We start from the raw sequence: 21956 nt of genomic DNA on the forward strand, positions 1-21956 counted from the left end.
TTATTACTGGCATTGTCACTATTGAGCGTTGTTACGTTATACCGCGCACAGTGCACGTCAGAGTAGTAAGCACCTAACACCCTGATAGTGGGCAGGTGATTGCACTTATCCATAACAAAAAAACAGACCTAATCAATACGCACGCTGAATATGACGACAGATGATTTTATGGCATTTTTTTTGCATTAAAGCGAAGACAGCTTAGTGCGTTTGCCAGAAATCACAACATACCGCGGTGCAGCAGACAGAGGATAGACGATGGGCATTACAATTGGTGGTCTCGGTACGTTGCCGATTGAAGATCTGATTTACGCGCAGCTGTACTCTGAGCGTTTACCCAAAGAGACTCAGTGGCAGCGTCAAGAGAGTCAGAACAGTGCCTTAATTACCGCATACCGTGACACACAATCTGCGGTCAATAAACTGCGTACTGCCGCAGAAAAACTAGACTCATCGCGCGAGCTAAACAAAAACACCGTTGTTGCTGCAGATGACAAAATTTTGTCAGCCAGTGTAGGTGGTACAACTGCCAGCGGAAGTTATGAGTTTAATGTCACGCAAATGGCGCAAATTGGCCGCGAAAAAGTCACCTTTGCAGGAAATGACAGCGTTACACAGGGCCAAACGCTGACCATTGGCTACGGCAAAGAGTCATTTGATATTACGGTAGCAGCCGGTAGCAGCTTAGAAGATATTGCCGCTCAAATTAACAGTGATAAAAATAACCCCGGTGTTAAAGCCGCCATTGTGCGCGAAGAGGGGGATAAATACTCATTGGTGATCAGCGGGAAAGAGATGGGCCAAGAGAACGCTGTAACGGTCAGCTCCTCAGACCCCAGTGGCACTCAAGTGAGCTCACTGCAAACGGCCCAAGACGCAATACTGGAAATGGGGTCACTGACCTTCAGTGCCAAAAACAATAAATTCGATAACATTATTGATGGCATCTCAATAGAAGCCAAGCAAGTGGGTAAAACCACCGTTAGCGTAAAACCCGATAACGACGGCACAAAAGAAGCGGTTAAAAGTTTTGTCGATGCGTACAACGAGCTGGTTGATACCATTGATAAGCACACTAAGGCTACCGAAGTTACCGACGCTGATGGAAAAAAGCGTAAAAGGGCAGGTGTGCTTGGTGGCGACAGCATGACCCGCGGCATGATGAACCAGTTACGCAACAGTTTAGGTCAAGTCTACGACGGTAATACATTGTCCATGTTGGGGATTAAAACCGACAGACAAGGCAAGTTAGAAATTGATGATGAGAAGCTGACAAAAGCCATTAATGAAGATCCAGAGAGCATCAGCAAAGTCTTTTTGGGCGCAGATGGCAAAAGTGGGTTGATGCAGAGTATCACCACTAATTTAAAAGATTTCAAAACCTCAGGCGGTAATTTTACAACCCGTATTGACCGTTTAGAGGTTGAGCAGAAAAAGATCACCGAAGCCCGTGAAGATTTAGATGCACGCCTGAAAGTCCGTGAGCAATCTTTGCGTGATTACTATGCAAAGATGGATAAAACAATCAGCAGTATGCAACAGACCCAGAACATGCTCTACGGCATGTTAATGAGTTAATTGACAGTGAATGAATGATGAATAACGGACTAAATGCTTACCAACAGGCTAAAACACATGCACAAGCTGCGGCTGCCAGCCCGCACCGTCTGATCCTGATGTTGCTTGATGGGTTGCTCGATAACCTGACCCGTGCTCGTGGTTTTATGGAGCGCGGGCAGATAGAGCAAAAAGGCCAGATGATTACCAAGTGCTTAGATATTTTCCAAGGGCTCAGTGCCATTTTAGATATGGAAAAAGGGGGCGATGTTGCCATTGAGTTGCACCGTTTGTATGACTACTGTGGCCGCAGCTTGTTTGAAGCCAATATCCAAAACAACACGGCAATGGTTGATGAAGTCAGTAGCCTTATCAGTGAAATCCGTGAGGGCTGGATGGCGCTGCATCCAAGTAAAGTGACGAGCCAATGAGTGAGCTCAATGAGCAGTTACAACGCATAAGCCAGATGATGGAGCAAGCGGCAAGTCAAGGTGACTTTACGCGGTTAGCCGAGCTAGATCAGCGGTTATTTGCCGGATTATCACGCCGGAATATGGCCAATATTCCGGCTGATGCCCAGCCAGTTTTGCACTATTTGGCCACCTCTTATCAACAGTGGATTCACGCAGCTCAAACTGAACAAGCGCAGATTAAAGAAAAAATCTGCCAGCAACCTTCACAGCAGCAAGGTCTACAGGCTTATATACAAAACTCATGACTATACAACTTACATCACTGACATCTGCATCCTCTTTAACGTCTCAAGGGCGTGGTGCTTCTGTATCGGGCAACCACGTACAATCTGCAAGCAGCAGTGGTGATGCTCATCACTTCGGTCAGTCACTCAGTAAAGCCGGCAGTACTGGTGATCGGCATTTAACACATACCGCTGAAAATACCCAAGATACGATGGAGAAGAGTAATGGCGAGCTCACAAATGCCCATGCGGCACAAGAGAGCGAAAATCATCTTAGCCAAGAGATGACAGACAACACTCTATTAGCCGAACACGCAGATCTTACTCAGCAGATAGCCCAGTGGTTACACACACAACCTATGGTGAGCCCACCAGGTTTACGGCACGGTTTTCTCGGTTTGGGTGCAGTTGACCATGCCAGTGTTGGTGGCAACAGTATAAATAGAGATGCAAAGATACAAGCAGGTATACCAAGCTTATTGAACCGCTCTGCCCATTATAATGACCCATACCTGATGGCAGGCTCATCAGTACACGATGCGGCACAGCCGACAGATCTTTCTGCAAACAGCATAAAAAGTCAGCCTCTAGCCGCCATGATGACACCAATCAACGAGGGTGATCTGAGTGCACTGGCTGATGCCTTGAGTAATAAAACAACCCCAGCCTCAGTGGTTGCTGTCAGCCAACAAGGGCTAAATGCCATCACTACTCCGGCTACATCAACAGTGCCTCTTGGCACAGAGAGTAGTAGTACCCCGGCCACGCTGAATGTAGACATTAATAAACCACAGTGGGGGGATGCGCTACTTGAGCAACTGCGCCAACGTATTCAAATACAAGCTGGCGATAAACTGCAACATGCCCAAATTCGGCTTGATCCACCAGAGCTTGGCAAGCTGGAGATCACCTTGCGCATGGAGGGCGATAAACTGAGCGTACAGTTTACTGCAGCGCATCCGCAACTGCGTGAAGCTCTTTTGGCTGGCAGTGATCGACTACGACAAGATTTTAGCCAGAATCAGATGAACCTGATTGATGTCTCCGTCTCTGACGGGCAACCGCAACACGGCCATCATTCACAACAAGATACCCAATGGGCCAATGGTCATCCTGTAACTCGCCGCGCTACAGCTCACAGCCCGGTTGCGCCGCTCACTCTGCCGCGTCACCGTACCGGTTTCGATAGTCTGGTTTAAGAGATAACATCATGTCGCAAGGAAATAAATTTAACATTGTTTTGCTGATTGTTATTACATTGTTACTGCTTGTTCTGGTTGCTGGAGGCGCGTGGGGATATTGGCATTTTGTGATGAATAAATCTGCCACAGAAAAACCCCAAGAAGTGGCTACTGCCGCTGCTGTGGTGAAAAAACCGATTTTTATTAATCTGGATCGTTTTGTTGTCAGTGTGCAAGGGGAGGAACGCTTACGTTACATGATGCTAGAGCTCTCGTTAATGACCTATAACGGCCAATTTGAAGCTCAAGTACAAGAGTTTATGCCCTTAGTACGTAACAGCATTGTGACAGAGTTAAGCCATGAGAATTTTGCCAAGCTCACGGCCCCGAATGCGATGACAGCCTTGCAAGAAAAACTGCTGACCGCTGTGCGTACCACGATGCAAAAGAGTGCCGGTGACAGTGCAGTTGATCAAGTACTGATTACCAAATTGGTTGTGCAGTAATCGGTTATGTGTGCAGCCGGGGATAAAGCTCAGGGGCTTAATGCATATCAAGCCAGCCAAAAACTAGGTCGTCAGACGCTAGAACAACGCCTGTTGTTAGAGCACACATCACTGGTGCGGCGCATTGCGCGTCATCTTGCGTTACAAGTGAGTGCCGTGATTGACCATGACGATTTAGAGCAAATTGGTATGTTAGCGTTATTAGGCGAAATTCGCCGCTACGATCCAGACAGCTCAGTGCCTTTAGAGATAGTGGCCAGCCCACGGATTCGTGGTGCAATGCTTGACGAGCTACGCCGTTTAGATTGGCGCTCACGGGGTATTCGGCAAAAAAGCCATGAGCTTAAAGACAGTATCCGCAGCCTAAGCCGAAAGTTAGGGCGCAAGCCAACCTCTCAAGAGTTAGCACAAGCCTTACAGATTAGTAGTGAAGAGTTACAAGCCCGTTTATTAGCGTGTCAGGCCGAGCGGGTAGATAGCTTAGACAGTTTACAAGACGACGGCATTCATAACTTTGGTCTGTACTGGCCCAGTGATGAAGCACAGTCAGCCCGTTTTAAACGTGATTTATCCTGCGCGTTGGCACAACTGCCAGAACGGGAGCAGACACTTTTAAGTCTGTATTACGAACATGAATTAAACCTCAAAGAGATTGCTCTGGTGTTAGATCTTACCGAAGCGCGGATCTGCCAGTTACATAAAAAAGCGCTAAAACAGCTCAACAGACTATTAGACCGCTGGAATCAGCCGAACTAATGGGGGATATATGCAACGAATAATTGGTTTTTTTATTGTCTTTGGCAGTGTCGTTCTTGGTTATTTGGAAGCCAAAGGCAATTTAGCGACATTGTGGCAACCGGCAGAACTTATCATTATCGTAGGAGCCGCACTTGGCGCGATGGTGGTAGCACACCCAACCGTTGTGCTTAAAGGTATTAGTGGCCAGCTAAAAATGCTGATGGGCAAAGGTTATACACAAGATTACTACCGTGCCATTATTGAGTTGATGTTTGAACTACTAGAGACCGTGCGTAAAGACGGAATTAAAAAGCTCGATGAACATATCGAAAAACCAGACTCTAGCCCACTTTTTGCTAAATACCCAAGTATTACTGCGTCGCCCGTGTTACTGGCCTTCATTACTGATAACTTGCGTCTTATGGCGATGGGTAAAATGTCACCGCATGATTTAGAAGCCCTGCTTGAGACCGAGATTCACACAATTCAAAATGATCTTCTGCGCCCTTCCAAAGCGGTTGCGAAAACCGGTGAAGCGATGCCTGGTTTTGGTATTGTTGCTGCAGTACTGGGTATTGTTGTAACAATGCAAAATATCGGCGGAAATCTGGCACTTATTGGTGCAAAGGTTGCCGCAGCTCTGGTCGGAACATTTATTGGGGTGCTACTCAGTTACGGTGTTTTTGACCCACTGGCTGCTGCAATGGGCAACCTTGTGAAAAAAGAGATCATGGGTCTGAAAATGGTGATGGCAATTTTAGTGGCTCAACAGCAGGGTCGTCCTACCTTGTTGGCACTCGATGCAGGTCGTAAGTTGTTGATCAGTGAATATAAACCGAGCTTCTTTGAGATGGAACGCTGGCTAACTGCCGAGCAGAACTGATTATGGCTAAAGACTCACATCACACCATTATCATTAAGAAAGTACAGCATGACGATCATGATGAAGGGCATGGCGGTGCATGGAAAGTTGCATTTGCTGACTTTGCTATCGCGATGATGGCTTTTTTCATGGTGTTATGGGTAATGGAAGTGGCCACAAAAGACGAACGACAAGAAGTTCAACGATATATGGCAACTTACAGTGTGTTTGATAACATGGATAATGTATTCAATATCACAAACAGCCCTTTTCCCATTGACTTTGGTGGGCAGGCTTCACCATTGGAAAAACCGGTTAAAGCTGATTTTGATAGTAATCATAAATTGGGTAATGCACTGTACGAAGAGAACAAAACCGATGGTAAGTACAAAGGCAGTGATTTAAGTAAATTAAAAGGCAAGTATCTGACTCAACAACAGATGGAAGTGTTGGCCAGAGCGTTAAATGCAGTAGCGGTGAGCCTAGAAGCAACCAATAACGTGGTGGTAGAGGTTGTGCCGCAAGGGTTACGGATTTTGATTCAAGATGATAGTGAACACTATATGTTTGAGCGAGGCCGTACCCAGATCACTCCGTTTTTCAAAGGTATTTTAGATCAAATCTCACCGGTACTGAGTAGTATTCAAAATCGTATTATGATCAGTGGTCATACAGATAATACTCGTTACCCAAGTGATATGGATTATACCAATTGGGATCTCTCTGCAGAGCGCGCATTAACTGCCCACCGAGTTATGACTGCCAATGGTGTGAAGCGTGATCAAATTTTGCAACTGGTTGCCATGGCCGAACAAATGCCTGTTAATGTAGAAGATCCAATGAGCGGTCAAAATCGGCGAATCGAAATTACGGTACTGACTGAACAAGCTGCGGCACAAATTGCCCAATTGTTTGGGCGTAATCAAGCTAAACCGTTAGATCCTCAACCAAATCAACAATCTCAGGGGGTTCTACGGTTAACACCAAGCACCACAACACCTTCAACAGTTGTACCAAGCAGCACTTTTCCTCATATTCTGAACAACAGTGAGATAAAAAGCCAGCCGTTAGCAGTAGAAGGGCCAGTACCCGTAACAACGCCGGTTGTGCCAGAGATCCAAATAGTGCCTCAGTCCCATATTGAAGTACCGATAAACTCACCGGCTAATTAACGAAACGTAAAGGAAAGAGTAGTTGTTAATTAATACGATATGAAAGCAGTATCGATCATCGTATTTGATAGTGCCTCTCATATTTACCCGATTAAATCCGGTAAATACGAGTATGCACAGTGCTTAAATAAACATATCAATATTAAACAACCCTAAGCGTGAACAACAAAAAAGCCTACTGATAAGTAGGCTTTTTTGTTGATTGTACTGGTTTAATATTATGGCATATCAGCCACACTAATGTGCGCCACTATTACCACCACCTGCATTAAACGGGGGTTTGGCAAACCAAATGAGTACCAATAACCCAATAAAGAGCCCACCACACAGCGTGAAGATACTGTTAGCAGAGAGCACATAACTTTGTTGAGTGATCTGGTTTGCTAAGGTATCAGCAGCTTGTTGGGCAGTTAACCCTGCACTTTGTAACCCGTGCAGTGCGTGCTGCGCCGCAGGATTATAAGGATTAACCTGTTCAGTGAGGTAATTTTGGTTTACTGCCTCGCCGTTATCCCACAACGTTGTGGTAATGGATGTGCCAATAGAGCCTGCCAATGTACGTATAAAGTTAGATAAACTGGTGGCATTTGCCAGTTGGTTTGAGGGTAAGCCAGAGAGTGTAATGGTTGTCAGTGGCATAAAGAAACATGCAACTGCCAAACCTTGTATAAATTGTGGCCACGCTATCCACTCAAAGCTGATACTGGTGTTAAACAGGGTAGCACGCCAGAAAAAACAGCCAGAATAAATCAAAAAACTGATACTGACTAAAATACGCATATCGATTTTATGCGCATACCGCCCAATCACAGGGGAAAGAAACAGCGGAATTAACCCAACAGGTGCAGAAGCCCACCCTGCCCACGATGCCGTATACCCCAGATTGGTTTGCATCAGCAGGGGTAGCAACACAATCACCCCGACATAAATCATATAACCAAAACTGGTACAGATCACAGCAACGGTGAAGTTACGGTAGCTAAACAGGGATAAATCAATAATCGGGTTATCATCGGTTAACTCCCAAATAATAAAAAATGAGAGAGTGATTGCAGCAATAACCGTTAAGGTAATAATCTCACTGGAGTTAAACCAACCCAACTCACGCCCCTGATCAAGCATGATCTGTAAGCAGGCCACTCCAACAACCATAAGGCTCAACCCCACCATATCGATAGGTTTATATTCCCGCTGTGTTTCACGCCCAGCCAGCACCTTACGGGTAAGTACGACCACAAAAATACCCACCGGCACATTGATAAAAAATATCCATGCCCAGTGGAAATTATCACTGATATAGCCACCCAGTACAGGCCCACAAATCGGGGCAACAATGACGGTCATTGACCACAATGCCAGCGCCGTTGCCCGTTTTGCTGGCGGATAATTCGACAACAACAGGCTTTGTGATAGTGGGATCATCGGGCCAGAAACCAGCCCTTGCATCACGCGGAAAAAAATCAGCATTTCCAGTGAGGATGATATACCGCATAACCATGAAAACAGTGTGAATAAGATGGTTGATACGATAAAGAGCTTTACCTCGCCAAAACGTTTGGCAAACCAGCCAGTGAGTGGCAGCGAGATAGCATTGGCGACACCAAATGAGGTGATAACCCAAGTACCCTGAGTGGTTGATGCACCCAGCCCACCTGAAATTGCAGGAATCGCAACGTTGGCGATAGACGAGTCTAGCACTTGCATAAATGTTGCCAAAGACAAGACTAAGGTTGCCCAGACAAGTGCGTTGCCCTCTAATGGCTTTTGCATATGTACCTCTTATTCCTGATTTTTAGTCAGGATAGTGGCAATACTCTGCTCTATCGGTTTCATATTAATATGCAGTGCTTGCGTGCTGTAGGTGGTTGTAGCGGATTTCTCTGCCAGCTCGTCACCGACATGATCACGGGTGTTCACATTAACGGTCATTGATAAGCCAACCCGCAATGGGTATTTAGCCAGTTCAGCGGCATCAAGTTGAATGCGCACCGGCAAGCGTTGCACGACTTTGATCCAGTTACCGGTTGCATTTTGCGGTGGTAACAGAGAAAACGCACTGCCTGTACCGGCGGATAACCCTTGTATTTTACCGTGGAAAACCACCTTATCGCCGTAGAAATCAGAGATCAGTGTTACCGGTTGCCCAATTCGCATATTTTGCAACTGCGTCTCTTTAAAGTTGGCATTCACCCAAACATTTTTCAGTGGGATAACAGCCATTAACGGCGTTCCCGGTGTGATATAACTGCCCACTTGTACTGAACGTTTAGCAATGTAACCCTCACTTGGGCTAACAATGGTGGTGCGCTGTAGGTTAATCCACGCCTGTTTAACCCCCTCGATAGCATGCTTAATGGCAGGCTGAGAAGCTAACGGAGTATTGAGTACCAGAGCTTGAGTCGCATTAAGTTGCTGCTGAGTTGAGGCTAACTCAGCCTGTGCCTGATGCACGGCATTTTGTGCATGTTGCAAATCTTGCTGTGAGATAGCATCTGTACGGTTTAGCGTACTTACACGCTTGAGATCTGATATCGCTTGCGACAGCGTTACTGCGCGGGCTTCCACATTCGCCTGTAACTGATGTACATCAAGTGCCAGCTTTTGGGTATTACGCACGGTTTGCGCTAATTGTGTTTTTGCCTGTTCCAGAGCCAGTGTTGCATCCGTATTATCGAGCTCAACCAACGGTTGCCCAGCGTGAACTTTGTCATTATCGCTGGCAAAAATAGCGGTAACACTGCCCGTTATCTGGGTATTGATCGGAATAATATTACCCGCAACATACGCATCATCTGTTTGCTGATAGTGGCGCAGATCCAGATACCAATAAGTAAAATAGGCAGCGGCGGCGAGAATAAACAACACCGATACCGCAAGCATGGCATGTTTACGGATGGTTTTTTTGCTGTTGATTGGCGGCGAACTTGGCGCTGTCATGGTGTTCATGTCCTTCTTAGATCTGTAACAAAAGTTTGTGAAGTAAATATTCAAATTGTGCCCGCTCATCAGGCGTAAACGGTGACCAAAGAGCACACAAACGTTCACGTTCTTGCGGCAAAATGGCGTGCATAAAAGCCAGCCCTTGTTCGGTTAACGTTAACTGAAAACAGCGCCGATCACCGGCAACTAAATGGCGTGAAATCCATTGGCGTGCTTCCATCTCGTCAGCAATGCGTGTTGCACTGGTACGTGATGTGTTTAGCAATGTACTTAAATCAGAAGGTTGCAAGGTATAACCTTCACTGGTGTACAGCAGTATCAACGCGGTAAAGAGTGAATCATTAATCTGATACTGCTTTAGAGCTTCATTGTGCTGACTGAGCAACTGGTTGTGCGTGTGCTGCAATAGGCGGCACAAAATAATCGCTTGCCGTGCATCAGAATGGTCTAACTGCCTTGCACGTTCTAACAAGGTTTCAATCGGAAGTTTGGGTTTTGACATAATAGGCAGTAATCTACGTACAGATTGGATGTTTTATCAGACAAATATAGTTGGCATAGAAAATAGTAACGTCTGAAACTACTGGGTGCAATTTGCCGATGGCATTATTTGGCCGCTAATTCGTTACAAATTACTAAATCGTAAGCAATACCAGTAATAACGAGGCTGCGGCAGAGTCTGTTACCATTACGCAATCTCTACCGGTATGCCGGTACACACCACGGACTATCAGAAAACGCAGTAATTGGATTTAACAATGCAAACTGAGCATAAAAAGAACATACCGGCGCTAACGCTGGCAGCGATTGGCGTAGTATATGGTGATATTGGGACAAGCCCGTTATACACCCTACGAGAGTGTATTTTGTCGATGGCAGGATTAGGCGTAGTTCCGTCGGTCATTTATGGCTTTCTCTCCACCATTTTTTGGGTGTTGATGCTGGTAGTCTCTGTGAAATATATCTGCTTTGTGATGCGAGCAGATAATGCAGGTGAAGGTGGCATTATCACACTCATGTCGCTGGCAGGCCGGCGTACGCAGCCTCGAACTACCGCGATTATTTTAGTGTTAGGGCTAATTGGTGCCGGTTTTTTCTATGGTGATGGCATTATCACCCCCGCCATTTCCGTGCTCTCTGCGATGGAGGGGTTAGCCCTCATTACTCCCGCATTTGACCCTTATATCTTGCCGATTGGTATCGTGGTATTAACGGCGCTTTTTATGCTGCAACGCTACGGTACAGGGGTTGTTGGAAAGGTATTTGGCCCGGTGATGTTGCTCTGGTTTTGTGTGCTGGCATTAATGGGTGTGCGTGGAATTATCATGCACCCAGAAGTGCTACAGGCCCTTGACCCACGTTGGGCGATTCATTTTTTCAGTGCTCATAAAATGCCGGCCTTTTTTGCATTAGGCTCTGTAGTTTTAGCCGTGACGGGTGCTGAAGCCTTATATGCCGATATGGGGCATTTTGGTACGAAACCTATTCGGTTTGCTTGGTTTATTTTAGTGATCCCATCACTGGTACTGAACTATTTTGGGCAAGGTGCACTGCTGCTGAGTAACCCTGCCGCTGTGAAAAACCCGTTCTTTATGTTAGCGCCAGAGTGGGCACTGTTTCCGCTGGTCATTTTAGCCACTTTAGCGACCGTTATCGCCTCACAAGCGGTGATTTCTGGTGCATTCTCTTTGACTCGACAAGCCGTGCGTTTAGGTTATCTTCCCCCAATGACCATTTTGCACACCTCAGAAGAGGAGGCTGGCCAGATTTATGTTCCACTGGTCAACTGGCTGCTGTTTATCGCTGTGGTGCTGGTGGTACTGACATTCCGTCACTCAAGTAATCTGGCTTCTGCCTACGGCATTGTGGTAACAGGAACGATGGTGCTTACTTCGATTCTGTTATCAGTGGTAGCACTGCGTAACTGGCGCTGGCCACTGCCACTGGTGCTGCTGATGCTGACACTGATGCTGATGATAGACTTGCCGTTGTTTGCTTCAAACCTGATTAAGCTTGAGTCTGGTGGTTGGTTCCCGGTACTGATTGGCTGCACCATGGTCGGCATTATGATGACATGGAAAAGTGAGCGTTTTCATTTAGTTCGCCGTTTGTGCGAAAACAACGGCGCACTCGATACCATGATCAATGCACTGGAAAAAAACCCACCGACCCGCGTACCGGGCACGGCGATCTTCTTATCGCGCGCGCCCAATGCCGTACCGTATGCTCTGCTACATAATTTAAAGCATAATAAAGTGCTGCATGAGCGTGTGGTGCTGATGACCATTCGCACCGAAGATGTGCCGTATGTAGCTGCCGATCAGCACATTGAAATAGAACAATTATCACCGAGCTTTGTACGGGTCATGGCCACCTATGGGTTTAAAGAGACCCCCGATGTCGAAGAGGTTTTCCGCCGCTGCTGTATGAAAGGCATGATGTTCAGCTTAATGGATACCTCGTTTTTCTTATCACGAGAAACCTTAATTATGGGGAAACGCTCACTGTTTGGGTTGGTTCGTGGCCTAATTTTTATGTGGTTGAGCAAAAATGCATTACGTTCGACTGACTTTTTCCATATTCCACCGAATCGAGTGGTAGAGTTAGGGGCACAGATAGAAATATAATTCTGTTAGGTGATAGCAAAGACCAACAGATAACGCAGACGTGAGGTGAGGAAGTGATTTGGTTTGCAGGCGATCCTCACGGCTCTTTAGCCTACTTATTGCCCTTGGTGCAAGCAGAAAAGCCCGATGCACTGGTTATTTTGGGTGATCTGGCTTTGCAATCGTCGGCAGATTTGCAGGCGCTGGAAGAGGTCACTGAGGTCTGGTTTATTCCCGGCAATCACGATAGCCTTTCGGTAGCCGCCTATGAGGCACTGTTTAGTGGCGCATTTGGCGGGCGTAATCTGCACGGGCGGGTGGTTGAGATTGCGGGTGTGCGGATTGCCGGTTTAGGTGGTGTGTTTCGCGGTCAGATCTGGATGCCCCCCTACAAGCCGATGTTTTTTGACCCTATCCACTACTGTCAGCACTTAGAGCAGGGCCAGTTATGGCACGGCGGTCTGCCTCTACGCCACCGCACCACACTGTTTCCCTCTGATCTGGAGGGATTAAGCCAACAGCAGGCTGATATCTTAGTCACCCACGAAGCGCCCGCGGCTCATCCGCGTGGTTTTCAGGTGATCGACAATGTTGCGCGCTCACTTGGCGTGCGGCAACTGTTTCACGGGCATCACCACATTAACCGAGAGTATGACCCTGCCGTGGGTTTTCAGGCCGTTGCGGTCGGTTATCGGGCGGTATGCGATCAGCATTTACGCTGGATAAGCCTTGGTGAAGAGGTTGCGCCACATCATCAACCACGTCAATCCCACCAGCTTGCAGTCGGGGATAAACCAACATCCCGCCGCTGATATTCACCGCTATTTTCATCTGGGTGCATACTTTTACCCTGCTGCTTAACCGATCCAGTTAAAAGTTTCGGTATAAAGTTAATCGTTTGCATCACACTTTCTCTGATCGTCCTTGTTGTTTGAGAGCTATGTGCGTTAATTATTGGATATCGAAACGTTTCGATGCCTGTTTTTAGCCTTTTGCTGCGAGTAACGGCCATGAAGAAAAGTTTTCTGTTAAATGCCGAATTATCCCACCTGATTGCCCGCCTTGGGCATACCGATGGTCTGACGTTATGTGATGCCGGTCTGCCAATCCCCGCAGATCCGCAGCGTATTGATCTGGCCGTTTCAGCCGGCGTGCCCTCATTCATGCAGGTAATGAGCGCCATCACCCATGAAATGCAGGTTGAAGCGGTACTAATGGCCGAAGAGTTCATCAGCGTCAACCCGCAACTGCATGCACAAGTGGTCGATCATTTGACTCAGCTCGGTGTGCAGCAGGGGAATACCATTCGCATTGAGTATGTGCCACATGAAGCCTTCAAAGTGCGCACCCGCAGCAGCCGTGGTGTGGTACGCAGTGGTGAGTGTACGGCGTATGCCAACGTGATTTTTTACTCCGGTGTGGTGTTCTGAGGAAACGGTTATGTCTGACACCCTGTTACTGCAATTAAGCGGTATTGATAAAGCCTTTCCCGGCGTGAAGGCGCTTTTGATTGCTTTGGATACATAGTCTGAAAGACTATGTATCCAAAGATTATACAACCCTAATTTACGTAGATAAAAGAAAAAAATTAGATTGATAAGAGACGAAGTTATTCGTTTTAAGCCGATTATTGAATGAAAGATATTACAAATTATATTTAAAGGTCTAAACTCTACAATTAAAACTATATTGATCATAATAAAAGATCTGATTAGGAAAATAGAAGATAACTGATAGTGGGCTATCCTGATTATCAAGAGGAAGAATCAGCTCTTTAAAGTACTCAAATGGATTGCAATATTTATAAATTCATTTAATAAATGCATTCTAGAATATATAATGCAGGTTCCTATTATTCTAGCAAAATGTTATTTGGTGGTTTAAATTTTGAGTTTATCACGAAGGGTATCACATATGATTAGCACTAATGATGTTTTATCTATTCATGATTATCTTGCAGAGCATTATGTATCTTCGGATGATCCTATATCCCCTCCTGGGATAAAAAATATGGATTTATTGGAGTCGGCCATTCATAGGCCATTTATGACGGTTGGGAGACTCGATGCGTACCCATCTGTTATTGATAAAGCCTCAGTTTTATTTCATGCAGTTATATCAAATCATTGTTTCCATAATGGTAACAAGCGAACAGCATTATTAATCACTATGTGTTATTTAGATGCAAATGGATATTGGATTGATAAGTGTGATGATAATGAGTTGTTTGAGTTTACACGAAAAGTAGCTGCCCATGAAATTACAGATAAAAGGAAAAATGAAATAAAAGAAATAAAAAAATTCCTCAAAAAGAACGCTCGAAAAATAGACAAACAGGATCGTCAGCTTACTTTTATTGAGTTAAGTCGTTTATTATCTCAAGCTGGTTTTTTATTAGAAACTGATGGGGATGTTTACAAGATTATGCGTGGAGAGAAATTTTACACAAAAATCATTAAAAAAGGTAGTGCTGGTGTTGAGAACTATGATCCTCAATATGTAAAGAAAATGAGGAAAAAACTTGGTTTGACCTCTATCAATGGTTGGGATAGCACACGATTTTACCGTAATGGTGTCGGTTTGACAGATAATATTGGTGAGCTGTTGCGTCTTCGTGGAGCTGTAATGGATCGTTTAGCGAAGATCTAATTATTACTTAGATTGGAATAAAATTAAGTTATAGAAGTAAAGAAGATCTATTGGGAAATTAGTTCACCGAGGTAACGAGTGTATAGGGGGATAAATTTAATAAATCGTCCTATCAGAGTAGCGTTAACTAGTATAGAACTTCAATAATTCCGTAATGAATAGCTCCTATTCTTCATCAGTTACTAATAACTTTACTACTATTAGTTTTTTGTCGTGTTTGTATGAATTGGATTCAAAAGTTTGTATGAATAGCCGAAAATTAGTGGTCTTGGGCAGTGTGAATGCCGACCATATTCTGTCAGTAAACCATTTTCCACGTCCGGGCGAAACGCTGACTGGCCGCCATTACCAGATAGTATACGGCGGGAAAGGGGCGAATCAGGCCGTGGCCGCTGGGCGTTTAGGCGCTCAGGTTGGCTTTATTGCCTGTGTGGGCGATGATGACATTGGTCTGCGGATGCGCGAGCAATTTGTACGTGATGGTATTGATGTTCAGGGTGTCAGTGCTATTCCGGGCATGAATACCGGCGTGGCGATGATTTTTGTCACTGAGCTTGGCGAAAACAGCATTGGTATTGCGGCAGAAGCCAACGCCGCTCTGACGCCAGATCGCCTGCAACCACATTTGCCGTTAATTGAAGAGGCTGATGCCCTGCTGATGCAACTGGAAACACCGCTTGAGGCGATTATCAGTGCTGCTCGTTGCGCCAAATCTGCCGGTACTCAGGTGATCTTAAACCCTGCTCCAGCCCGCCCATTGCCCGATGAATTGCTGGCACTGGTCGATATTATCACCCCGAATGAAACCGAAGCCGAGTGCTTAACCGGTATTAAAGTGGATGCTGATGCCGATGCCGCGCGAGCCGCTCAACTGCTGCACGCCAAAGGCATTGCAACGGTGTTGATTACCCTCGGTGCTCGTGGTGTCTGGGTCAGCCAACAGGGGCAGACTGGTGAAGTGATCCCAGGATTTAGGGTACAGGCGCTCGATACCACTGCTGCCGGAGATACCTTTAATGGCGCATTAGTCACTGCGATGCTTGAGCAAAAAACATTGCCTGAGGCGATCCGCTTTGCCCATGCTGCGGCAGCCATTTCGGTCACTCGCTTTGGTGCGCAGCCATCAATTCCATGGCGACATGAAACCGATCACTTTTTGTTGCAGCAGCACCCGAATTACCAGACGGTAGCCGATTAATTATGGCAACCATGAAAGATGTCGCCCGTTTAGCGGGCGTCTCGACCTCTACCGTATCGCACGTGATTAACGATAGCCGCTTTGTCAGCGATGAAATTCGCACGCGCATCATGAGTGCGGTTGAAACACTCAACTACTCGCCGTCAGCGCTAGCCCGCAGCTTGAAAGTCAACCAAACCCATACCATTGGTATGTTGGTAACGACCAGTAATAACCCCTTTTTTGCCGAAGTGGTGCGTGGCGTGGAGCAAAGCTGCTATGAGCGTGGCTACCAGTTAGTGCTTTGTAATACCGCTGGCGATCCACAGCGGATGAGCCACAGTGTCGATACCTTGCTGCAAAAGCGGGTTGATGGCATTTTGATGATGTGCAGTGAATCGCACGCCGATATTAGCTGCTTGTTCCGTCGGCACCCGAAAATTCCTTTGGTGATGATGGATTGGGGGCCGCAGGGCGCGCAGGCAGATCTGATCCGTGATAACTCTGAATATGGCGGCTATCTGGCTACGCGTCATCTGCTGACTCAAGGGCATCGGCAAATAGCCATTATTACCGGCCCGCTCGATAAGCACCCTTCATTGGGGCGTTTGCAAGGCTATTTACGTGCGCTGCATGAGGCAGGTATTACACCTGATCCGGCTTATCAGGTTGAGGGGGATTTTGATTTCTCTGGCGGGCTGTGTGGCATGACACAACTGTTGTCATGTAACCCAAGGCCTACCGCCGTATTTTGCGGTAATGATGTGATGGCTGTCGGGGCGTATCAGGTGCTGCATTACGCCGGATTACAAGTACCGGAAGATATGTCTGTGATGGGCTATGACGATATTGAGCTGGCCCGTTATCTTTCACCGCCACTGACCACCGTGCATCAGCCCAAAGAAGACCTTGGGCAGTTGGCGGTTGATACACTGCTGGCACGCCTGCATGATCGCAACCGTGATCCTGCTGTGATTATGCTTGAGCCGAGTTTAGTTAGACGAGCTTCCGTCACTGCATGCCCTTCTACGTAATAACATCTTGCGTCTATTGATTTACCCTATTGATAGATAGCTATTTTGATAAGTAGCTATTAATAATCAATAGGGTAATGTTTGTTAGTCAAAATCTGCATAAGGCGTTAACGGCTCTGGTGGCAATAGCAGATCACCATTCCAACCGCTAAAGCTGTAGCGCAGATATAATGCCCCATGGCTTGGTGTATATGTTTTGGATTTTTGAATATCCAATGCCGCACCAATAAACCAGTGTGGTGTGAGGCGATGCTCGGCCAGTAAACGAGCTTGATAACCAATGCCGGCCGTTCCGCCACCACTGTAAAACGGTGATACATCGGTTTCATCTACGCTATTTTGCGCTTGCTGTTGCAATGCAGGGGTGATTGGGTAATATGCGCCACCGTTTGATTTTGGCCACGAATAGCTTACTGATGTCTCCATATATAAAGACCAATCTTCCCAGCGTTGACTGTAGCTAATCGGCACAGAAACAGAAACATAACGTTGTGGGCTATAATACCCCCCTTGACCAAAGGTATAGTGGCTCAAATCTTTCCCAAAGGACCAATACATAGCATTTGTTCCAATGCGCAAGCGGCGTTGTGAATCATCAATGACTCGGTGATAGATGCCACTCATTAGGCGTAAACGGGTGTTATCTTCCACATTCTGACCGGTAAGCAGATGATATTGCAGGCTCGACCAAACACCATAAGGCCCACCTTGATCCCAGCTTAAGCCCAGTTTCCCTCCTGTAGCACGCACACCGCCCCAGACTTTGCCTGTATTTGGATCAATGGTTCCGGCATAAGCCAGCAAGGAGTTACTCAGTGGCCGACGTGAGAGCGTTGCAGACCAACCTAGCTGGCCAAGATCGCCTTTCGTGCTGATCCCCCCAACCCAATCTGTCACTTCAAAGCCGAGTGGGGTTGTACCAATATCTGCTTGCCAATTCTCGCCTTTCCAGCCAACGGCCAGAGCAGTACCTTGTGCTTGCTGATTACTGCTACCAAATTGACAATGCTTTTCAGGATGTAACGCAGTAGGGGCGCATAACAAGGCACTGCCAAAATCAGAAGCATTACGCGCATTGGATAAATCAGCTTTACCTGCGTTAAGATTGACTTGATCTACGCGGAAAAATAGGCGGCCATTTTGATAGGGAATGGCGGTCTCTAACATCACATTATTGGCACGTAGATCCGATGTACCCGGTGTTCCTTTACTGCCCCAGTGATCATATTCAAGTGTGACTGTTGGGTCTTGCTGCCGAAACAAACTTTCAGCGTCACTGCGAATACTGCGCTGTAGCCAGTCATCTTTTGGATTAACCCGTGTCTGTTTAGTGGCATTGAGGTATTGCTGCTCGGCATTGGTCGCACGAGTAGGCGCATCTGATATTGAGTGAGTTGAAGGGGCAATTAACTGTAATGCTCGCTCAAAATCGTGAATCGCTTGTTTCGGATTACCCGTCAACCGCTCTATTCGCCCTGCATCACGCAAAAGAAGTGGGTCTTTTGTCTCGGCAGTCAGTAACGGGATTAGCAGGTTTCTTGCACGTTGTAGATCACCAAGTTGCACCCAGACATTCGCCGCGCGCCTTTGTATCTCTGGTGTTATTGCTGCTGTATTGCCTTTTTTTGTACCTATCATGGCCGTTTTGTTTGGTGATAAATACTGGGTAGTAAATGTATTTAGTGCTTGCTGGGCCACTTGTTTGTGGCCTTGAGCAACATCCAACTCAATAAGACTAAGTGCAGCATCTACATTGTGAGGCTCAATGTTGAGTGCCTGTTGGTAATAGCGGTGTGCGTCTTGCCATTGAGTCGCCTGTTGTGCCCAATCGCCCAGTGTCAGTGGAATAGCAACCTGATTAGGGTAGGTTTTTTGTTGCATCAACAGATAAGCGATAGCGGTTTTATCTTGCCCACGGTTATACATCGCGCGTGCATTATCCATGATACTGCCAAATTCTAAGCGGTGAGCCAACTCACGCATGCGTGTATCCCACTGTGTTTCTGGCAAGGTGCGTAAGCTGCGAATCGCTTGTTGCTCTTGCCCTTGTCCAGCAAGAAAAAGGCTGTAGGCATAACGTAACTCAGGGCTCGTTGGTTTTTTCGCAAGCAGGGTTGAAAAGGTCTCGGCTGCATTTTTCTGCCCTAACTGCGCCCGCAGTGAGGCTAAATTGTAGGCAATCCAGACATCATCAGGTTGTAAACGTAATGCTTGGCTATATTTAGCTTCTGCACCAAGCAGTTGTTGCTGACCGATCATCTGCTCGGCCTCTTTTTGTAATTGGGTCGCCTCAATGCGGTTTAGGTCATTGGCAACACTTTTACGCTGCGCAGGGGATAAGGTTGCCAATAAACGGCGGGCTTTCGCAGGATCTGTCTCTATATAGAGATTAACCCGGCCACGCAGAGCACTGCTATTATTAGGCTGTTGGCGCAGAGCTTGTTGATACAGCTGATCGGCTTTGGCAATATCACCCCGTTTTGCGGCAACATTGGCTAATCCAATATTGGCATAAGGGTCTGTGGGCTCAATAGGCAGTGCACGACGATAAGCATTTTCGGCTTGAGTAAACTGCCCCTTATCGAAGGCGTTATCCCCTACCGTGATAAGTTGCCAGTAACGTGCAGTGTTGAGCAGCGTGACCCACTTGTTAGCATCATCTGCCGAGGTATCGAGTTTTTGTGCTCGCTCAAATAGATTAATAGCCTCAGCATGCCGCCCTTGTCGTAGCCGTAATAGCCCAAGCTCGCCAATCAATTGCGGATCATTTGGGTATCCACGTAGAGCTTTTTGTAGCTCTTGTTCAATCAGTGCATAGTTATTTGAATTGTTATCTAGCTGATGATAAGCCCGCATTTTGGCCTGAAAAGCAGGGTTTTTTAATAAAGTAGTCAGCTCTAAATACCCCTTTTTTGCCTCAGGGCTGGCATCAGGATACAAACGCAAATACTGTTGCCACAAGTTGGCGGTAGATTGTTGTTGTGGTAGCCGCTGCAGTTGGTTATACCATAACTGTGAGGCGTTATTGTGTGCAATAGGATCATTGGCCAGTTTACTTAGCAGAGCAAATGCAACGGCTGAATCAGGGGTTTTATTCAACAGTAATTGGGCATAAGCCAGTTGTACTGCTCCGTTGTTAGGATACTGAGCATTGAGCTGTTGTAACGCTTGTTGTGCCTGTTCTGTTTTACCACTGCGCGCAACGGTATCCCAATATTCTAGAGCCAATATCGGGGTTGGAAATACACCATGAAATAATGCTTGATACAGTGTCAATGCTTGTTCATAACGGCCAGCACGTGCAAACAAACGGGCTTGTTGCAATTGTGCCTTTTGCTGTGGCTGTGTCAGGCTGTAGTTAATTTTTGCTGTTTTATACGCGAGCGAATCAGGGGCAACATGCTTTAATTTTGCCAGTGTAGCGGCTGCCGCAGAGAGTTTATTTTGCCGTAGATCGAGGCGAATTTGCGCACCTAAACCTTCTGGATTATTGGGATCAATACTGAACAGACGGCGCAACGAGTCTTGTACTAAATCATCACGAAAACGCGACTCACCCAGTTGAACTTGGCTCAGTAACCAGTTTACCGGCGAAACTTCGACAAGAGGTTGTGCCGCATCTACTGACGGAATAGCCTGACTTAGGCTCACCGCCAACAGTGAATAGATCAGTGGTTTTAATCCTGACATGCAGCACGACCTTGTAAAATCAGCTCACCTTGTGGTGAAAATGCGTAGCGGTTCTCAAGCCAGCCCAGCCCGAAAAGAGTCAAGGCACTGTTGTAATACCCTTCTGTGGCTAATGGCGTGTTAGCAACATATTGATGCTGTTCTGCTAATGCTTTGTTAGCATTTGACTGTTTAAGCAACGGCAAGAGTGCTGCCGAAAAACCTACTGGTGGATTACCACTGACCTGCAATGATTGAATATCGATTTTTTCTGGCGGCTTTTGGTGCTCGCTGACATAGTTGACCATCGGCTGAAAATGGGCAATGAGTGTCGTAAACTCTGGTGCATCAGGGTTAAGCATACCTACCCACAGATAGACCCGAATTGCATCGTAGCTTCCAAGCCAAGAAGAGCCTGTTTTAGCTTGCCACTGTTGCTGTTTCGTCCAATTAACCCAATCGGGTGCAAAACCGTGTGGAGAGCTCTGCATGAGCAGTGTATTGGCCGCTTTTCTGATTGCAGGCCAGCGGCTATCTGGGTAGCTGGTGGCCAGATTCTCAAGAATAAACGGGGGCACATAACTTGGATTAAGTGTCCAGTAATCTGGGTGTGTAAAGCCAATGCGTCCTGGCAATAACATCGGGCCTAATTGAGGTAAATTGCTCACCTCTTTTTGGACGATTTTTTGCAACATGAGGGCAGATTGGCTCTGATAATCCCGAATATTCCATAATCTGCCCGCCTCTTTGAGGCTATAGGCTATCCACAAGTCTGAATCAGCCGCAGAGTTTGGATCAAGAATCTGCATATGGCCTTTAGGGTCACGTCCCCATAACCACGCTGGCAAGTGATCACCTAAATCACCTTGTGCCAGATGCGTTTCGGTCCAGCGTAATATTTGGCGAAACGCTTTCTGATCTCCAGCAACCAGTGCAAAAAACAGCCCATAGGATTGCCCTTCTGACGTGGTAATCTGGCGCGGATCACTGTGATCAATTACCCGCCCTGATTCATCTAAAAAACGTTGTTTAAACAGCGTCCAGTCAGGCCATTCACAAGGGGTTGCATGCAACACAGGGCTAACCGCCAGCATAACAGTCAGCAGGAGTGTGATCAGCGGTTTGTTCACGGTTATCCTTTTCATGTGGAGCATCACTCTTTCTCTAT

General features: G+C 46.6%; 19 protein-coding genes. 14 read left to right on the forward strand and 5 right to left on the reverse strand.

Annotation, left to right across the window (positions count from 1 at the left end; genetic code table 11):
* Window positions 1-258 precede the first annotated feature (258 nt).
* Genes fliD through ACRC53_RS00650 form a run of 8 tightly spaced genes read left to right on the forward strand, consistent with a single transcriptional unit; the run spans window position 259 to window position 6713 of the window.
* Window positions 259-1578 (forward strand): flagellar filament capping protein FliD, encoded by a 1320-nt coding sequence (gene fliD / locus ACRC53_RS00615; protein ID WP_438641652.1) that lies wholly within the window; start codon window positions 259-261, stop codon window positions 1576-1578.
* A gap of 14 nt (window positions 1579-1592) precedes the next feature.
* Window positions 1593-1988, forward strand: a complete 396-nt coding sequence (fliS, locus tag ACRC53_RS00620; protein WP_438641653.1) for a flagellar export chaperone FliS — start codon at window positions 1593-1595, stop codon at window positions 1986-1988.
* Window positions 1985-2275 carry a hypothetical protein gene (locus tag ACRC53_RS00625; RefSeq protein ID WP_438641654.1) on the forward strand — a complete coding sequence of 97 codons (291 nt, stop codon included), beginning with the start codon at window positions 1985-1987 and terminating at the stop codon, window positions 2273-2275. Before fliS ends, ACRC53_RS00625 begins: the two co-directional genes overlap by 4 nt.
* A complete protein-coding gene (locus ACRC53_RS00630; protein ID WP_438641655.1) occupies window positions 2272-3453 on the forward strand; it encodes a flagellar hook-length control protein FliK in 1182 nt (393 codons plus the stop codon). The genes ACRC53_RS00625 and ACRC53_RS00630 overlap by 4 nt, the downstream gene beginning before the upstream one ends.
* 11 nt (window positions 3454-3464) lie before the next feature.
* Complete coding sequence (locus ACRC53_RS00635) at window positions 3465-3941, forward strand: flagellar basal body-associated FliL family protein (RefSeq protein ID WP_438641656.1); 477 nt, start codon at window positions 3465-3467, stop codon at window positions 3939-3941.
* A gap of 6 nt (window positions 3942-3947) precedes the next feature.
* A complete protein-coding gene (locus ACRC53_RS00640) occupies window positions 3948-4697 on the forward strand; it encodes a FliA/WhiG family RNA polymerase sigma factor (protein ID WP_438641657.1) in 750 nt (249 codons plus the stop codon).
* A gap of 10 nt (window positions 4698-4707) precedes the next feature.
* The gene (gene motA / locus ACRC53_RS00645) at window positions 4708-5562 is read left to right on the forward strand and encodes a flagellar motor stator protein MotA (RefSeq protein ID WP_438641658.1); all 855 of its coding nucleotides are present in this window, start codon (window positions 4708-4710) and stop codon (window positions 5560-5562) included.
* 2 nt (window positions 5563-5564) lie between these two features.
* On the forward strand, window positions 5565-6713 hold the full coding sequence (locus tag ACRC53_RS00650; protein ID WP_438641659.1) for an OmpA family protein: 1149 nt from the start codon (window positions 5565-5567) through the stop codon (window positions 6711-6713).
* 237 nt (window positions 6714-6950) lie between these two features.
* On the opposite strand, the gene ACRC53_RS00655 is transcribed toward ACRC53_RS00650, so the two are convergent.
* The 3 genes from ACRC53_RS00655 to ACRC53_RS00665 are packed head-to-tail and all read right to left on the reverse strand — an operon-like array spanning window position 6951 to window position 10155.
* Window positions 6951-8483, reverse strand: a complete 1533-nt coding sequence (locus ACRC53_RS00655) for a DHA2 family efflux MFS transporter permease subunit (protein WP_438641660.1) — start codon at window positions 8481-8483, stop codon at window positions 6951-6953.
* A gap of 9 nt (window positions 8484-8492) precedes the next feature.
* On the reverse strand, window positions 8493-9659 hold the full coding sequence (locus ACRC53_RS00660) for an EmrA/EmrK family multidrug efflux transporter periplasmic adaptor subunit (protein WP_438641661.1): 1167 nt from the start codon (window positions 9657-9659) through the stop codon (window positions 8493-8495).
* A gap of 7 nt (window positions 9660-9666) precedes the next feature.
* Window positions 9667-10155, reverse strand: coding sequence for a MarR family transcriptional regulator (locus tag ACRC53_RS00665; protein WP_438641662.1), 489 nt, complete (start codon window positions 10153-10155; stop codon window positions 9667-9669).
* 256 nt (window positions 10156-10411) lie between these two features.
* Between ACRC53_RS00665 and kup the strand changes: the two genes are divergently transcribed.
* From kup to ACRC53_RS00695, 6 genes are all read left to right on the forward strand, one after another.
* Window positions 10412-12280 (forward strand): low affinity potassium transporter Kup, encoded by a 1869-nt coding sequence (kup, locus tag ACRC53_RS00670; RefSeq protein ID WP_438641663.1) that lies wholly within the window; start codon window positions 10412-10414, stop codon window positions 12278-12280.
* Window positions 12281-12333: 53 nt separating this feature from the next.
* On the forward strand, window positions 12334-13071 hold the full coding sequence (locus ACRC53_RS00675; protein WP_438641664.1) for a metallophosphoesterase family protein: 738 nt from the start codon (window positions 12334-12336) through the stop codon (window positions 13069-13071).
* Window positions 13072-13269: 198 nt separating this feature from the next.
* Window positions 13270-13689, forward strand: coding sequence for a D-ribose pyranase (rbsD, locus tag ACRC53_RS00680; protein WP_438634627.1), 420 nt, complete (start codon window positions 13270-13272; stop codon window positions 13687-13689).
* A gap of 484 nt (window positions 13690-14173) precedes the next feature.
* The gene (locus ACRC53_RS00685; RefSeq protein ID WP_438641665.1) at window positions 14174-14908 is read left to right on the forward strand and encodes a type II toxin-antitoxin system death-on-curing family toxin; all 735 of its coding nucleotides are present in this window, start codon (window positions 14174-14176) and stop codon (window positions 14906-14908) included.
* Window positions 14909-15152: 244 nt separating this feature from the next.
* A complete protein-coding gene (rbsK, locus tag ACRC53_RS00690; RefSeq protein WP_438629651.1) occupies window positions 15153-16106 on the forward strand; it encodes a ribokinase in 954 nt (317 codons plus the stop codon).
* 2 nt (window positions 16107-16108) lie between these two features.
* Window positions 16109-17119 carry a substrate-binding domain-containing protein gene (locus ACRC53_RS00695; protein WP_438641666.1) on the forward strand — a complete coding sequence of 337 codons (1011 nt, stop codon included), beginning with the start codon at window positions 16109-16111 and terminating at the stop codon, window positions 17117-17119.
* A gap of 84 nt (window positions 17120-17203) precedes the next feature.
* On the opposite strand, the gene bcsC is transcribed toward ACRC53_RS00695, so the two are convergent.
* Both bcsC and bcsZ read right to left on the reverse strand, forming a co-directional pair.
* Window positions 17204-20809, reverse strand: coding sequence for a cellulose synthase complex outer membrane protein BcsC (gene bcsC, locus ACRC53_RS00700; RefSeq protein ID WP_438641667.1), 3606 nt, complete (start codon window positions 20807-20809; stop codon window positions 17204-17206).
* The gene (gene bcsZ / locus ACRC53_RS00705) at window positions 20797-21933 is read right to left on the reverse strand and encodes a cellulose synthase complex periplasmic endoglucanase BcsZ (protein ID WP_438641668.1); all 1137 of its coding nucleotides are present in this window, start codon (window positions 21931-21933) and stop codon (window positions 20797-20799) included. Before bcsZ ends, bcsC begins: the two co-directional genes overlap by 13 nt.
* Window positions 21934-21956 lie beyond the last annotated feature (23 nt).

Origin of the sequence: Plesiomonas sp. (assembly GCF_051652165.1) — a bacterium.
Classification (GTDB): Bacteria; Pseudomonadota; Gammaproteobacteria; order Enterobacterales; family CAMTGL01; genus Plesiomonas.

Excerpts from the sequence above, each read along its gene's own strand:
- fliD (WP_438641652.1), top strand. The coding sequence starts at position 259 with ATGGGCATTACAATTGGTGGTCTCGGTACGTTGCCGATTGAAGATCTG.
- fliS (WP_438641653.1), top strand. The coding sequence starts at position 1,593 with ATGATGAATAACGGACTAAATGCTTACCAACAGGCTAAAACACATGCA.
- ACRC53_RS00625 (WP_438641654.1), top strand. The coding sequence starts at position 1,985 with ATGAGTGAGCTCAATGAGCAGTTACAACGCATAAGCCAGATGATGGAG.
- ACRC53_RS00630 (WP_438641655.1), top strand. The coding sequence starts at position 2,272 with ATGACTATACAACTTACATCACTGACATCTGCATCCTCTTTAACGTCT.
- ACRC53_RS00635 (WP_438641656.1), top strand. The coding sequence starts at position 3,465 with ATGTCGCAAGGAAATAAATTTAACATTGTTTTGCTGATTGTTATTACA.
- ACRC53_RS00640 (WP_438641657.1), top strand. The coding sequence starts at position 3,948 with ATGTGTGCAGCCGGGGATAAAGCTCAGGGGCTTAATGCATATCAAGCC.
- motA (WP_438641658.1), top strand. The coding sequence starts at position 4,708 with ATGCAACGAATAATTGGTTTTTTTATTGTCTTTGGCAGTGTCGTTCTT.
- ACRC53_RS00650 (WP_438641659.1), top strand. The coding sequence starts at position 5,565 with ATGGCTAAAGACTCACATCACACCATTATCATTAAGAAAGTACAGCAT.
- ACRC53_RS00655 (WP_438641660.1), bottom strand. The coding sequence starts at position 8,483 with ATGCAAAAGCCATTAGAGGGCAACGCACTTGTCTGGGCAACCTTAGTC.
- ACRC53_RS00660 (WP_438641661.1), bottom strand. The coding sequence starts at position 9,659 with ATGAACACCATGACAGCGCCAAGTTCGCCGCCAATCAACAGCAAAAAA.
- ACRC53_RS00665 (WP_438641662.1), bottom strand. The coding sequence starts at position 10,155 with ATGTCAAAACCCAAACTTCCGATTGAAACCTTGTTAGAACGTGCAAGG.
- kup (WP_438641663.1), top strand. The coding sequence starts at position 10,412 with ATGCAAACTGAGCATAAAAAGAACATACCGGCGCTAACGCTGGCAGCG.
- rbsD (WP_438634627.1), top strand. The coding sequence starts at position 13,270 with ATGAAGAAAAGTTTTCTGTTAAATGCCGAATTATCCCACCTGATTGCC.
- ACRC53_RS00685 (WP_438641665.1), top strand. The coding sequence starts at position 14,174 with ATGATTAGCACTAATGATGTTTTATCTATTCATGATTATCTTGCAGAG.
- rbsK (WP_438629651.1), top strand. The coding sequence starts at position 15,153 with ATGAATAGCCGAAAATTAGTGGTCTTGGGCAGTGTGAATGCCGACCAT.
- ACRC53_RS00695 (WP_438641666.1), top strand. The coding sequence starts at position 16,109 with ATGGCAACCATGAAAGATGTCGCCCGTTTAGCGGGCGTCTCGACCTCT.
- bcsC (WP_438641667.1), bottom strand. The coding sequence starts at position 20,809 with ATGTCAGGATTAAAACCACTGATCTATTCACTGTTGGCGGTGAGCCTA.
- bcsZ (WP_438641668.1), bottom strand. The coding sequence starts at position 21,933 with ATGAAAAGGATAACCGTGAACAAACCGCTGATCACACTCCTGCTGACT.